Source organism: Pseudoduganella ginsengisoli (assembly GCF_009720865.1).
Taxonomy (GTDB): Bacteria; Pseudomonadota; Gammaproteobacteria; order Burkholderiales; family Burkholderiaceae_D; genus Rugamonas; species Rugamonas ginsengisoli.
Genome location: NZ_WNLA01000001.1, coordinates 128,835 through 140,978, shown reverse-complemented (window position 1 = coordinate 140,978; position 12,144 = coordinate 128,835). Strand labels below are relative to the sequence as shown.

Genomic DNA, 12,144 nt, shown 5'->3' with positions numbered 1-12,144 from the left:
CATCCGCCTGAGAGGACACCACGGATGCCGAGGAGACCTGAATCAGCGGATCCAGCCGCCTGCAGCAGGGCAGGGGCCGGAAGCTTCATTCATTACTTCTTCGGCGCAACCTTGGCAGCAGCAGCGGCGAACTGGTTCACAGCGGCGTTCAGGTTGGTTTCGATTGCTTCAGCAGCTTGCTTGGTGGTCTTGGTGAACTGTTCGTAGCCGGCGCTGGCGTTGTTCAGGGTGGACTTCAGCAGAGCGATGGCGTTTTCCGTGCCAGCTGGTGCGTTTTTGCTGACTTCGTCAACCAGCGAGATGACTTTGCGGTTGGTTTCAGCGATTTGGGTTTCAGCAGCTTTGGAAAATTCAGCCTGGGTGCCGGAAGCGATGGCAGCCAGGTGACGGCCGTAAGCAATGGCTTTTTCAGCGGTTGGCTGAGCTTGGGCAGCGGTCAGGGAGAAGAATTCTTGTGGGTCTTTAGCGGCCAGCAGTTGCTTGGCGGCGATCGACGACTCTTCCAGCGAAGCTTTAGCGGCGCTCAGGTTCAGGTCAACCAGCTTTTCCACGCCTTCGAAGGCTTTGTTGGTCAGCGACGAGAAGATAGCAAACTGGCTTTCGAAGTTGGCTTTGGTGGCGTTGGAAAATTGTTCAGGAATAGCAAACATGTAAATCTCCAGTTTTGAGTGGATCAAGCGTTTATACCTGTAGTCAACAACTTTACGTCTGGTGATTCAGGCTAAGAAATGAATTGTGCATCGCAACAAGGCCGATTTTACGGACTTCAATTTTTAAGTCAAGCGATTTTTGTGCGTTGCACAAAGGTATTAAATGCAAGTCTCCATGCGGGATTGCGGCTTCCTGAGTGCAAGTATTAGCGCAGCCCTGATGAGATCAGCAGTTGTTAAAAATAGAACGGTCATGCTGCACTTGCGAACTGGAAATGTCCGTTGCGCGACAATGTTGTTTGCTGCGCAGTTCCGCAACGTTTTTTCTGCCGTGCTAGACTCGTGGCCCCCGGCGCCGCTACTTCAGCCATGCCGTTGATTTGAAACTATTGGTTGCAAATGTCCCGGCCTGCTTCGTTCCTGTCCCCCATCCCCATTTTCTTTGTATTCCTGTGGAGCACTGGTTTCATCGTGGCGAAGTTCGGTTTGCCTTATGCGCCGCCACTGATGTTCCTGCTGCTGCGTTTTACAGGCGTGCTGGCGCTGTTGCTGCCGGCCGTGCTGATCTTGAAAGCGCCTTGGCCGACGGGCAAATTCGGCCACGTGGCGCTGGCTGGCGTCTTGCTGCAGGCGGGCTACCTGTCCGGCGTGTGGGTCGCGATTAAACTAGGGATGCCGGCCGGCGTCACGGCACTGATCGTCGGCATGCAGCCGATTTTGACGGCCGTGTCGGCGCCGCTGATTGGCGAGTCGGTCCGCCCGCGCCAGTGGCTGGGACTGGTGTTTGGCCTGGCCGGGGTGGCGCTGGTGGTGTACGCCAAGATAACAATGATCGGCTTGTCGTTAGCCGCGATTGCGCTGTGCGTGTTGGCGCTGCTGTCGATCACTGCCGGCACCATGTACCAGCGCCGCTTTTGCCCGCAATTTGACTTAAGGACGGGCACCATTATCCAGTTTGCCGCGTCCTTCATCGTCGTGTGGCCGTTCGCCGTGTACTTTGAAGAATTCTCTGACATACAATGGACGCCGCGCGTCATCGGGGCGCTGGCCTGGGCCGTGCTGGCCCTGTCGATTGCCGCGATCTTCCTGCTGTTTGCACTGATCCGCCGCAGCGACGCCACCAAGGTGACCAGCCTGCTGTACCTGACCCCGCCAACCACCGCCGTGATGGCCTGGCTGATGTTTGGCGAAGCCTTCAGCGCCCTGGGCGTGGCCGGCATGGCGCTGGCCGTGACCGGGGTGATTTTCGTTGTGAAACAGACTAAATGATATTTATGATTTCCACACCCGACCAGCAGGCGGTGGATGCCGCCATCACATCCCGCCGCTCGATCCGTGCTTTCCTGCCAACGCCGGTGGCGCGTGAAGACATAGCAAACATCCTCGAAGTGGCCGCGCGTGCGCCATCGGGCACCAATACGCAGCCGTGGAAAGTGTACGTGCTGACGGGCGATAAAAAGCGGGAACTGACGTCGCGCATCCTGGCTGCCCATGCGGATCCGGAGCTGGCGAAGCAGCACACGGAAGAATATGCGTACTACCCGCGTGAATGGCAGTCGCCCTATATCGACCGCCGCCGCAAGGTCGGCTGGGATTTGTACCAATTGCTGGGCTTGACCCGCGATAACAAAGCCGGCATGGCAGCCCAGCATGGCCGCAATTACGCGTTCTTCGATGCGCCTGTCGGCCTGATGTTTACCATCGACCGCGTGATGGAGCAGGGCTCGTGGCTGGACTATGGCATGTTCTTGCAAAACATCATGGTGGCGGCGCGCGGACGGGGGCTCGATACATGCCCGCAAGCAGCGTTCACGCAATACCACACCATCATTCGTGCGGTGCTTGATTTGCCTGATAATGAAATGGTCGTGTGTGGAATGTCGTTGGGCTACGCCGACCATAATAAGATTGAAAATACGCTGGTCACTGAACGTGAGCCAATAACCAACTTCGTGAAGTTTGTGGACTAGACAACCTGTGGTTTTACGACCGCGCAGAGTGAAAAAATGCAGCCTGTGGTGCTTGCTTGCGGGCTACCTTTTGCTACACTGCAACAGGGATAGTCGCACTGCATCTGTGGGGTATGGAATGAATAAGTTTGCCATTAGCGCGTTGTTATCGGCGTTGTGTGTCACGTTGCCTGTGACGGCCGTCCAGGCCAAGGAAAGCACACGCAAAACTTCGGTCAAGAAGGTCAAGAGTGAGGGCAAGGCAGGCAAGTTGCCGCTGCGCGTTGCCGCCGCGCCGGATGCCGAACGCAAAGTACGCCGCGTCATCACGGTCAATGGCAAGCGCAAAGTGGTGTACCAGCGCGTGCTGGCTGCCGCACCGGCGGTCGCCGCCGCACCCACGATGGGCGAACTGGCGGGCTTGAACCAAACGCCGGACCCGCTGGCGCTGCAATCGAATGTGGCCTATGTGCTGGACCAGGCCAATTCGGAAGTGTTGTTTGAAAAAAATGCCAACGTGGCATTGCCGATCGCATCCATTACGAAAATGATGACGGGCCTGGTGGTGGTGGAGTCCAACCAGGACATGGATGAGATGCTGACCATCACCGATGACGACATCGACCAGGAAAAGCATACGGGGTCGCGCCTGAAAGTGGGGACGCGCCTGACCCGTGCGTCCATGCTGCAACTGGCGCTGATGAGTTCGGAAAACCGCGCCGCGTCCGCGCTGGGCCGCAATTATCCGGGCGGGTTGCCTGCGTTTGTCGAAGCCATGAATGCCAAGGCGCGTTCACTGGGCATGACGGATACGTATTATGTGGATTCCAGCGGGCTGTCCAAGCGCAATATGGCCAGCGCCCGCGATTTGGGCAAGCTGGCCATGGCCGCTTACCAGCATCCAGTACTGCGTGAATATTCGACCACGCCGAAAGCCGTGGTGGAAGCCAATGGCCGTCCCATGCACTTCGGCACCACCAACCGCCTGATTGCCACGCCAGGCTGGGAAATTGGCTTGCAGAAGACTGGTTTTATTAACGAAGCAGGACGCTGCATGATGATGCAAGCCGTGATCCAGGGCCGCGCCGTCATCATGGTGCTGCTCGATGCAAAAGGCTCGGCCGCCCGTGCCGCCGATGCCGGCCGCGTGCGCAAGTGGCTGGAAGCGCTGCGTCCATCGAGCATCGTGGGCGGGGCTTCCGTGGGCAGTGGCGCCACGGCGCCGCAAGCGTATTCGTCGGGCATGTAATTTCGCCCCACCGCAAACAGCAAGGCCGGCATTTGCCGGCCTTGTGCATTCCAGGGAAAGCAGCCTCTATTCCTGCTGCGTATAGCCCAAGGTGGCGGAAATCTGGTTGGCCGTGTTGACCAGGTCTTCCAGCCATTCATCTTGCAGGCGGTCGGCCGGCGCCGAGATCGACAGGCCGGCGATCAGCTTGCCGGAATCGTCGCGGATGCCGGCCGCCATGCAGCGCACCCCCAGTTCCAGTTCTTCATTGTCACGCGCATAACCACGGGCGCGCACCAGGCTCAGTTCGCGTTCCAGCTTGGCCAGGTCCGTGATGGAATTCTTGTTGTGGCCGGCCAGGCCCGTGCGGGTGGCGTAGGCGCGGATCGCTTTCGGATCATCGACGGACAGGAACAGCTTGCCGGTCGACGTCAAATGCAGCGGACCACGGCCGCCGATAGCGCGCACCACTTGCATGCCGGAGCGTTCGGAAAAGGCGCGGTCGATGTACACGATTTCATCGCCCTGGCGCACGGACAGGTTGATGGTTTGCTGCGTCTTCTTGTGCAGGGTGCGCATGAAGTCCAGCGCCGCTTCGCGCACGGACAGGCGGCTCTTCACCACGTTGCCCAACTCCAGCAGGCGCATGCCGAGGCGGTACGTGCCTGGCTCGATCCGGTCGACAAAGCGGGTGATCACCATATCGTTGAGGATGCGGTGTGCGGTCGATGGGTGCAAGCCGGACACTTTAGAGAGTTCCTTCAAACTCACGGGGTCCGGGTACTTGGCCAAGGCGTCGAGCAGTGCAACCATGCGCTCGATGACTTGAATCGTCGTCTTTTGCTCGGGAACAGGTTCCATTTTCATAATATGGTTGGTGCGGTGCGGTATAAGATACGTAATTTATACCATGATGTGAAAAAAATGGGAATTCCCGCCCACGGGTGCGCTATGAAGCGTGCATAATGGCGCACTGTGTCAATGACTCCTCTACTATTCTGTGCTATGGCCCAACCTGATCAGCCCGTTAGTGAATTCAAAAGTAAAAGCGGTCTCAAGCGGATCGTGTCCGCGCTGTTTTATTCGTTCGACGGACTGCAGACGGCGCTGAAGACGGAACATGCATTCCGCCAGGAATTGATGTTGCTGGCCGTGGCGGCGGTAGCGGCGTTTGCGCTGCCCGTGTCGGCTTACGAGCGGCTGGCCATGCTGGGTTCCATCGTGCTGATGCTGATTGTTGAGCTGATCAATTCGGCAATTGAAGCCGTGGTGGACCGCGTGTCGCTGGAGCGCCATCCATTGTCCAAGAATGCCAAAGACTTCGGCAGCGCGGCGGTATTGCTGGCCGGCGTGCTGGCGGGTGCTGTGTGGATCACTATTCTGGTACAGCGTTTCGCGTAATTCCATCTTTATGCCGCCAGTGCATATGGATGCTTGAAATGCTTAGTTCTCAAGTATAAGCTGCCCCCGTAATCTACAGCTTCCAAAGCTTAACTAACGGGGTTAATAAGATGCTGTACAAGAAACTTTTCGCTGCACTGGCTGTTTCCGTTGTCGCCATCGCGCCGGCAATCGCTGCTGAATACAATTTGCTGAACGTATCGTACGACCCCACCCGGGAACTGTACCAGGACGTCAACGCTTCCTTTGCCAAGTATTACCAAGCCAAGACGGGCGATACCGTGAAAATCAAGCAATCGCATGGTGGCTCCGGCAAGCAGGGCCGCGCGGTCATCGATGGCTTGGAAGCGGATGTGGTCACGCTGGCGCTGGCTTACGATATCGACGCTATTGCCGAGCGCAATTTGCTGGCCAAAGACTGGCAAAAACGCCTGGGCCACAACAGCACGCCGTACAGCTCGACCATCGTGTTCCTGGTCCGCAAAGGCAATCCGAAAGGCATCAAGGACTGGGGCGACCTGGTGAAACCGGGGGTGTCCGTGATTACGCCGAATCCGAAAACGTCCGGCGGCGCCCGCTGGAACCATCTGGCCGCTTACGGCTATGCGCTGCGTTTGCCTGGCGGCACCCCGGCTTCCGCCAAGGATTACCTGAGCAAGCTGTATAAAAACGTGCCGGTACTCGATTCCGGCGCCCGCGGCGCCACCACCACCTTCGTCGAACGCGGTATTGGCGACGTGCTGCTGGCATGGGAAAACGAAGCGCTGCTGGCCATCAAGGAACTGGGCCCAAGCAAGTTCGACATTGTCGCGCCATCCGTGTCCATCCTGGCGGAACCGCCAGTGGCCGTGGTCGATAAAGTCGCCGACAAGCGCGGTACCCGTAAAGTCGCGGAAGCGTATTTGAACTACCTGTACACGGACGAAGCGCAGGAAATCATTGCGAAGAATTACTACCGTCCAACGGTGGAAAAAGAAGCCAAGAAATATGCGGCGCAATTCCCGAACGTGAAACTGTTCACGCTGGCGCAAGTGTCGGGTGACTGGGCCAAGGCGCACCAGACCCACTTTGCCGATGGTGGTTTATTCGACCAAATCTATCAGCCAGGTAAATAACCGTCAGGCGCATAGCCATGTTGCCAGTGCGGCCATATCAGGAGCACAATGCGCATTCGGCAACATGACCATTGTTTAAACTTTTCAGGAGACTCGTATGACCCTGCGCCTGGGCGATACCGCCCCAGATTTCGAGCAGCAATCCTCCATCGGCCCCATCAAATTCCATGAATGGGCTGGTAATTCGTGGGTGGTCCTGTTCTCCCATCCGGCTGACTTCACGCCGGTCTGCACCACCGAACTGGGCCTGACCGCCAAGCTGAAACCTGAATTCGACAAGCGCAACGTGAAAGCCATCGCGCTGTCCGTTGACCCGGTTGAATCGCACACGTCCTGGATCAAGGATATTGAAGAAACCCAGAAAACCGTCGTGGGCTTCCCCATCATCGCGGATGCGGACAAGAAAGTCGCGAATCTGTACGACATGATCCACCCGGAGCAGTCGGCCACCGCCACCGTGCGTACGCTGTTCGTGATCGACCCGAACAAGAAAATCCGCCTGTCCATCACTTACCCGATGAGCACTGGCCGCAACTTCGATGAAGTGCTGCGCGTGATCGACGCCCTGCAACTGACCGACAGCCATACCGTGGCAACGCCAGGCAACTGGAAAGATGGCGACGACGTCATCATTCCGCTGACCGTGCAAGATCCGGAAGTCATCAAGCAGAAATATCCAAAAGGTTTCAAAGCTGAACGCCCATACCTGCGCGTGACGCCACAGCCGAATAAGTAAACGGCAGCCGCGCTGTCATTCCCGCGAAAGACTTGGTCCCCGCGGGAATCCATGCTGAGCTGGCTTCGGATGCTCAGCATGGGTCTTCGCTTTGTCATTTTCCGCATATGCAAATACGTCACTTCTGCATAAGCAAATAAGCACTCTGTTGTTTGCTACCCAGGCAACCTCCCGTACTCTTGCGAACTCTAGGAGGATTGCATGGATATTTCGTTTGTCATTTCGGGTTTTGCAGTAGGCATCCTGGTCGGCATGACCGGTGTCGGTGGCGGTTCGCTGATGACCCCGCTGTTGACGTTGATATTCGGCATCAATCCCTCCGTGGCCGTGGGCACTGACCTGGCCTTTGCTTCCATTACGAAAACCGCCGGTACCGTGACGCACCGCGTACGCGGCACCGTACGCTGGGATATCGTGCGCCTGCTGTGCTACGGCGCCTTGCCGGCCGCAGTGGTTGCAGCAATTGCACTTAAACAATTTGGCGCGCTGGACAAGGAAATCGGTCAAGTCATCCGCTATTCGATTGCCGGCTCCGTGATGCTGACCGTGGTGGCGCTGCTGTTCAAAAAGAAAATGCTGGCCTGGATCACGGCGCATCCCGAGCGCCAGTTGCAAGGCCGTACGCTGGCAATTGCCACGGTGGTGGCAGGCGCGGTGCTGGGCACGCTGGTGACAGTGTCGTCGATCGGCGCCGGCGCGGTTGGCGCGACCTTGCTGGTCTTGATGTATCCACAACTGAGCTCGGCTGAAGTGGCTGGCACCGACATCGCTTATGCTGTGCCCCTGACCGCGATTGCCGCAGTTGGCCACTGGTGGCTGGGTTCGATCAACTGGATGTTGCTGCTGACCTTGCTGGTCGGTTCCGTGCCGGGCATTACTATTGGCGCATGGTTTGCCCGCGCTGTACCGGAGCGCATCTTGCGCGGCATGCTGGCCATGACCTTGATGGGCGTGGCAGCAAAGCTCATCGCATAAGCAGTTCCAATATATTCGTTATATCCATATATGCAGGGCGGTAGTGCTGACAAGCACGCCGCCCTGTTGCTTTTCCAGTGCAAGCCGCGCCGCTACTGGGGAAGCGCCTGTCCGGGCGATTTTTCCGCGATGTGTATATAGCGCCAGCGACTATGCAAATGATTAATCATTCGTTGGTTCTATGCGTTCTGGATGCGATTATGGCGCCTTCATAGAAGGATTTGTAATAAGGGCTTTCCATGTCTGCAACCTATGCGCAAGCGGCCTCGCCAACGGCCGCAGCGGTCCAGCAACCGGCCAGGCGGCCGGCGCCGTACCGCGTGATGCCGGGCTTTAACCTGTCGCTGGGCTTTACCCTGCTGTACCTGACATTGATCGTGCTGATCCCGTTGTCGGCCGTGTTCCTGAAAACCTTCACGATGGACTGGGAACACTTCGTGCGCACCGTGACGTCCGAGCGCGTGATGGCGTCGTACCGCCTGACGTTCGGCGCTTCGCTGATTGGCGCCACCATCAACGCCGTGTTCGGCTTTATCGTGGCCTGGGTACTGGTGCGCTACCAATTCCCCGGCAAACGCATAGTAGACGCGCTGGTGGACTTGCCATTCGCTCTGCCCACCGCCGTGGCCGGCATCACGCTGACGGCGCTGTATTCGGCCAATGGCTGGTTTGGTTCCATCATCGAAGGCAAGTTTGGCTTGAAAATCGCCTTTACGCCGATCGGCGTCATGGTGGCGCTGACGTTCATAGGCTTGCCTTTCGTCGTGCGGACCGTGCAGCCGGTGCTGGAAGATGCGGAACGCGAACTGGAAGAAGCGGCTGCCAGTCTGGGCGCCAGCGCATGGCAAACCTTTACGCGCGTTGTGTTTCCTACCGTGCTGCCATCGCTGCTGACGGGTTTTGCACTGGCCTTTGCCCGCGCCACGGGCGAGTACGGTTCTGTCATCTTCATCGCCGGCAATATGCCGATGGTGTCGGAAATTACGCCGCTGTTCATCATCACCAAGCTGGAGCAATACGACTACACGGGCGCCACGGCAATCGCTGTCGTCATGCTGCTGATTTCGTTCGTGCTGCTGTTGAGCATCAACCTGCTGCAGGCATGGGCCCGCGGCAAATCCGGTAAGGGGAAATAAATGAGTGGAGCACCTGCAACTGTCCCCGTGCGCCGGGGAGAACTGCCTCAGCAAAACAATGTGCTGGAACCCGCATGGGTCAAAGGCGCGTTGATCGCGGTCGCGCTGATTTTCCTGACCCTGTTCCTGTTCGTGCCGCTGGTGGCCGTGTTCACTGAAGCGCTGAAGAAAGGCTGGGAAACGTACATTGCCGCCATCCGTGAAGATGATGCGCTGGCTGCCATCAAGCTGACCCTGATTACTGCATCGATTGCGGTACCGCTGAACCTGGTGTTTGGCGTGGCGGCATCGTGGTGCATCGCCAAATTCGAATTCAAGGGCAAGAGCTTGCTGCTGACCCTGATCGACTTGCCGTTTTCCGTGTCGCCCGTGATTTCCGGCCTGATTTACGTGCTGCTGTTTGGCGCGCAGGGCTGGTTCGGCCCATGGCTGCAAGAACACGACATCAAGATCCTGTTTGCCGTGCCGGGTATTGTGCTGGCCACGATTTTTGTCACGTTCCCGTTCGTGGCGCGTGAATTGATCCCGCTGATGCAGGCACAGGGCAGTGAAGAAGAGGAAGCCGCCATCGTGCTGGGCGCGTCGGGCTGGCAAACCTTCTTCCGCGTGACCCTGCCGAACATCAAATGGGGTCTGCTGTATGGCGTGATTTTGTGTAATGCCCGCGCCATGGGCGAGTTTGGCGCCGTATCGGTCGTGTCTGGCCACATCCGCGGTGAAACCAATACGGTGCCGCTGCAGGTGGAAATTCTCTACAACGAATACAACTTCGCGGCTGCATTTGCTGTCGCCTCGCTGCTGGCCCTGCTGGCGCTGGTGACTTTGGCCCTGAAATCCTTTATTGCATGGCGCCTCCATGAAGACTACGCCGGCGCCGACTCTGGAGAACACTGATGACTATCGCTGTTAAAAACATCAACAAGCGTTTTGGCGATTTCGTCGCCCTGAACAATGTGTCGCTGGACTTCCCGACCGGCGAATTGACGGCGCTGCTGGGCCCATCGGGCTGCGGCAAGACCACCTTGCTGCGCTGCATTGCCGGCCTCGAGCATCCGGATTCCGGCCAAGTGCTGCTTGACGGTAAAGATGCGTCGGACCGCCACGTGCGCGAACGCCAGGTGGGCTTCGTGTTCCAGCACTATGCACTGTTCAAGCACATGACCGTGTTTGAAAACGTGGCGTTTGGCTTGCGTGTGAAATCGCGCGCCGAGCGTCCGTCGGAATCGCAAATCCGGCAAAAGGTCATGGACTTGCTGGGCCTGGTGCAACTGGACTGGCTGGCTGACCGCTATCCGCCGCAATTGTCCGGCGGCCAGCGCCAGCGTATCGCGCTGGCCCGCGCACTGGCCGTGGAACCGCGCGTGCTGCTGCTGGATGAACCATTTGGCGCATTGGATGCGAAAGTGCGTAAAGAGCTGCGCCGCTGGCTGCGCCGCCTGCACGATGAATTGCACGTGACGTCGATTTTCGTCACGCACGACCAGGAAGAAGCGCTGGAAGTGGCGGACCAGGTGGTGTTGATGAACAAGGGGCAAGTCGAGCAATTGGGCGCGCCGGATGACGTGTATAACCACCCGGCGTCGCCGTTCGTATATGGCTTCCTCGGCAACGTCAACGTGTTCCATGGCCGGGTGCACGAAGGCGTCATCACCAGCGGCGATATCGCGCTGGATATTCCCGCCCATGGCGCCGTGCAGGATAGCAAAGGCACCGCGTACATCCGTCCGCACGACCTCGATGTCGACCGCTACACGCCGGATGCGGAAGGCATCGTCGTCAAGCTGCGCCGCGCCCACGCGATCGGTCCGCTGGCGCAGCTGGACCTGGAACGCTTTGACAACGCCGAGCTGATTGAAGCCGTCATCCCGAATGACCGCTACCGCCAGTTGGGCTTGAAAGATGGCGAAACCCTCGTGGTGCGCCCGAAACGTTTGCATGTGTTTGTCGATGAAGGAGCAGGGGTATGAACTTCCAGCAATTACGCTCGATCCGTGAAGCGGCCCGCCGCAACTACAACCTGACGGAGGTCGCCAACGCGCTGTACACGTCGCAGCCCGGCGTGTCGCGCCAGATCCGCGAACTGGAAGATGAACTCGGTGTCATCATCTTTGAACGCAACGGCAAACGCCTGACGGGCCTGACGGAGCCGGGCAAAGGTATTTTAAAAATCGTTGAACGCTTGCTGGTGGAAGCGGAAAACCTGCAGCAGGCCAGCCTGGAATATGCAGGCCAGAGCAGTGGTACGTTGACGATTGCCGCCACCCACACGCAGGCGCGCTATGCATTGCCGAAAGTCGTACAGACATTCCGTACGGCTTTCCCTGATGTGCGCATTGCTTTGCAACAGAGCTCGCCGGAACACATCGCGGAATGGGTCTTGTCGGGCAAAGCCGACATTGGCATTGCCACGGAAGGCTTGTCGCAATTCCCGGATCTCGTGTCATTCCCGTGCTACCGCTGGAGCCACTTGATCGTGGTGCCGGATAACCATCCGTTGCTGTCGCGCTCACCGATCCACCTGGAAGATCTGGCGGAATTCCCGCTGATTACGTATGACGTGGGTTTCACGGGCCGGGGCCACCTCGATGCCGCGTTTGAGCGGGCAGGCTTGCAGCCGGACATCGTGTTGACGGCCATGGATTCCGACGTCATCAAGCAATACGTGGCCATGGGCCTGGGCGTCGGCATCGTGGCGTCGATGGCATTCGATCATGGCCGCGACAAAGGGCTGCGCGCCGTGGAAGCGTCGCACTTGTTTGCCGCCAATACCACGCGCCTGGCCGTGCGCCGCGGGGCTTACCTGCGCGCCTATGCACAGGAATTCATCCAGCAGTTCGCGCCGGAACTGAGCCGCCGTGAAATCGAACGCACGCTGGCGGGGGAAGAGGCCGCATAGCTGTGGCGGACAAACTGTGGCGGAAATGTCAGTCCGCCATAATTTCCTGAAGACATTG

13 protein-coding genes are annotated in these 12,144 nt (G+C 58.3%); 11 read left to right on the top strand and 2 right to left on the bottom strand.

Annotated features, from left to right (window positions below; genetic code table 11):
• Positions 1 to 92: 92 nt before the first annotated feature.
• On the bottom strand, positions 93 to 650 hold the full coding sequence (locus tag GM668_RS00610; RefSeq protein ID WP_155437002.1) for a phasin family protein: 558 nt from the start codon (positions 648 to 650) through the stop codon (positions 93 to 95).
• A 399-nt stretch (positions 651 to 1,049) separates the two neighbouring features.
• Here GM668_RS00610 and GM668_RS00605 point away from each other — a divergent pair, with 399 nt between their 5' ends.
• The 3 genes from GM668_RS00605 to GM668_RS00595 all read left to right on the top strand — a co-directional run bounded on the left by GM668_RS00605 (position 1,050) and on the right by GM668_RS00595 (position 3,848).
• Complete coding sequence (locus tag GM668_RS00605) at positions 1,050 to 1,919, top strand: DMT family transporter (RefSeq protein WP_155437001.1); 870 nt, start codon at positions 1,050 to 1,052, stop codon at positions 1,917 to 1,919.
• A 5-nt stretch (positions 1,920 to 1,924) separates the two neighbouring features.
• A complete protein-coding gene (locus GM668_RS00600) occupies positions 1,925 to 2,620 on the top strand; it encodes a nitroreductase (RefSeq protein ID WP_155437000.1) in 696 nt (231 codons plus the stop codon).
• Between the two features lie 118 nt (positions 2,621 to 2,738).
• Entirely contained in the window at positions 2,739 to 3,848 is a 1,110-nt protein-coding gene (locus tag GM668_RS00595) for a serine hydrolase (RefSeq protein ID WP_155436999.1), read from the top strand.
• Between the two features lie 66 nt (positions 3,849 to 3,914).
• Here the strand turns inward: GM668_RS00595 and GM668_RS00590 are convergent, their stop codons facing one another.
• Entirely contained in the window at positions 3,915 to 4,694 is a 780-nt protein-coding gene (locus GM668_RS00590) for an IclR family transcriptional regulator (protein WP_155436998.1), read from the bottom strand.
• Between the two features lie 138 nt (positions 4,695 to 4,832).
• Between GM668_RS00590 and GM668_RS00585 the strand changes: the two genes are divergently transcribed.
• From GM668_RS00585 to GM668_RS00550, 8 genes are all read left to right on the top strand, one after another.
• The gene (locus tag GM668_RS00585; RefSeq protein ID WP_155436997.1) at positions 4,833 to 5,228 is read left to right on the top strand and encodes a diacylglycerol kinase; all 396 of its coding nucleotides are present in this window, start codon (positions 4,833 to 4,835) and stop codon (positions 5,226 to 5,228) included.
• A 110-nt stretch (positions 5,229 to 5,338) separates the two neighbouring features.
• Positions 5,339 to 6,343: a sulfate ABC transporter substrate-binding protein gene (locus tag GM668_RS00580; RefSeq protein ID WP_155436996.1), complete on the top strand. Its 1,005-nt coding sequence runs from the start codon at positions 5,339 to 5,341 to the stop codon at positions 6,341 to 6,343.
• A 97-nt stretch (positions 6,344 to 6,440) separates the two neighbouring features.
• Positions 6,441 to 7,079, top strand: a complete 639-nt coding sequence (locus GM668_RS00575) for a peroxiredoxin (protein ID WP_155436995.1) — start codon at positions 6,441 to 6,443, stop codon at positions 7,077 to 7,079.
• A 201-nt stretch (positions 7,080 to 7,280) separates the two neighbouring features.
• Positions 7,281 to 8,054 (top strand): sulfite exporter TauE/SafE family protein, encoded by a 774-nt coding sequence (locus GM668_RS00570; RefSeq protein WP_155436994.1) that lies wholly within the window; start codon positions 7,281 to 7,283, stop codon positions 8,052 to 8,054.
• 323 nt (positions 8,055 to 8,377) lie between these two features.
• Positions 8,378 to 9,190, top strand: a complete 813-nt coding sequence (gene cysT, locus GM668_RS00565; protein ID WP_371868629.1) for a sulfate ABC transporter permease subunit CysT — start codon at positions 8,378 to 8,380, stop codon at positions 9,188 to 9,190.
• On the top strand, positions 9,191 to 10,084 hold the full coding sequence (gene cysW / locus GM668_RS00560; RefSeq protein ID WP_155436992.1) for a sulfate ABC transporter permease subunit CysW: 894 nt from the start codon (positions 9,191 to 9,193) through the stop codon (positions 10,082 to 10,084). It abuts the gene before it with no gap.
• On the top strand, positions 10,084 to 11,157 hold the full coding sequence (locus tag GM668_RS00555) for a sulfate/molybdate ABC transporter ATP-binding protein (RefSeq protein ID WP_155436991.1): 1,074 nt from the start codon (positions 10,084 to 10,086) through the stop codon (positions 11,155 to 11,157). Before cysW ends, GM668_RS00555 begins: the two co-directional genes overlap by 1 nt.
• On the top strand, positions 11,154 to 12,086 hold the full coding sequence (locus GM668_RS00550) for a CysB family HTH-type transcriptional regulator (RefSeq protein WP_155436990.1): 933 nt from the start codon (positions 11,154 to 11,156) through the stop codon (positions 12,084 to 12,086). The genes GM668_RS00555 and GM668_RS00550 overlap by 4 nt, the downstream gene beginning before the upstream one ends.
• The last annotated feature ends 58 nt before the right edge of the window (positions 12,087 to 12,144 follow it).

Bases quoted from the DNA above. Each gene is read 5' to 3' on its own strand.
- GM668_RS00610 (WP_155437002.1), bottom strand. From the start codon at position 650: ATGTTTGCTATTCCTGAACAATTTTCCAACGCCACCAAAGCCAACTTC.
- GM668_RS00605 (WP_155437001.1), top strand. From the start codon at position 1,050: ATGTCCCGGCCTGCTTCGTTCCTGTCCCCCATCCCCATTTTCTTTGTA.
- GM668_RS00600 (WP_155437000.1), top strand. From the start codon at position 1,925: ATGATTTCCACACCCGACCAGCAGGCGGTGGATGCCGCCATCACATCC.
- GM668_RS00595 (WP_155436999.1), top strand. From the start codon at position 2,739: ATGAATAAGTTTGCCATTAGCGCGTTGTTATCGGCGTTGTGTGTCACG.
- GM668_RS00590 (WP_155436998.1), bottom strand. From the start codon at position 4,694: ATGAAAATGGAACCTGTTCCCGAGCAAAAGACGACGATTCAAGTCATC.
- GM668_RS00585 (WP_155436997.1), top strand. From the start codon at position 4,833: ATGGCCCAACCTGATCAGCCCGTTAGTGAATTCAAAAGTAAAAGCGGT.
- GM668_RS00580 (WP_155436996.1), top strand. From the start codon at position 5,339: ATGCTGTACAAGAAACTTTTCGCTGCACTGGCTGTTTCCGTTGTCGCC.
- GM668_RS00575 (WP_155436995.1), top strand. From the start codon at position 6,441: ATGACCCTGCGCCTGGGCGATACCGCCCCAGATTTCGAGCAGCAATCC.
- GM668_RS00570 (WP_155436994.1), top strand. From the start codon at position 7,281: ATGGATATTTCGTTTGTCATTTCGGGTTTTGCAGTAGGCATCCTGGTC.
- cysT (WP_371868629.1), top strand. From the start codon at position 8,378: ATGCCGGGCTTTAACCTGTCGCTGGGCTTTACCCTGCTGTACCTGACA.
- cysW (WP_155436992.1), top strand. From the start codon at position 9,191: ATGAGTGGAGCACCTGCAACTGTCCCCGTGCGCCGGGGAGAACTGCCT.
- GM668_RS00555 (WP_155436991.1), top strand. From the start codon at position 10,084: ATGACTATCGCTGTTAAAAACATCAACAAGCGTTTTGGCGATTTCGTC.
- GM668_RS00550 (WP_155436990.1), top strand. From the start codon at position 11,154: ATGAACTTCCAGCAATTACGCTCGATCCGTGAAGCGGCCCGCCGCAAC.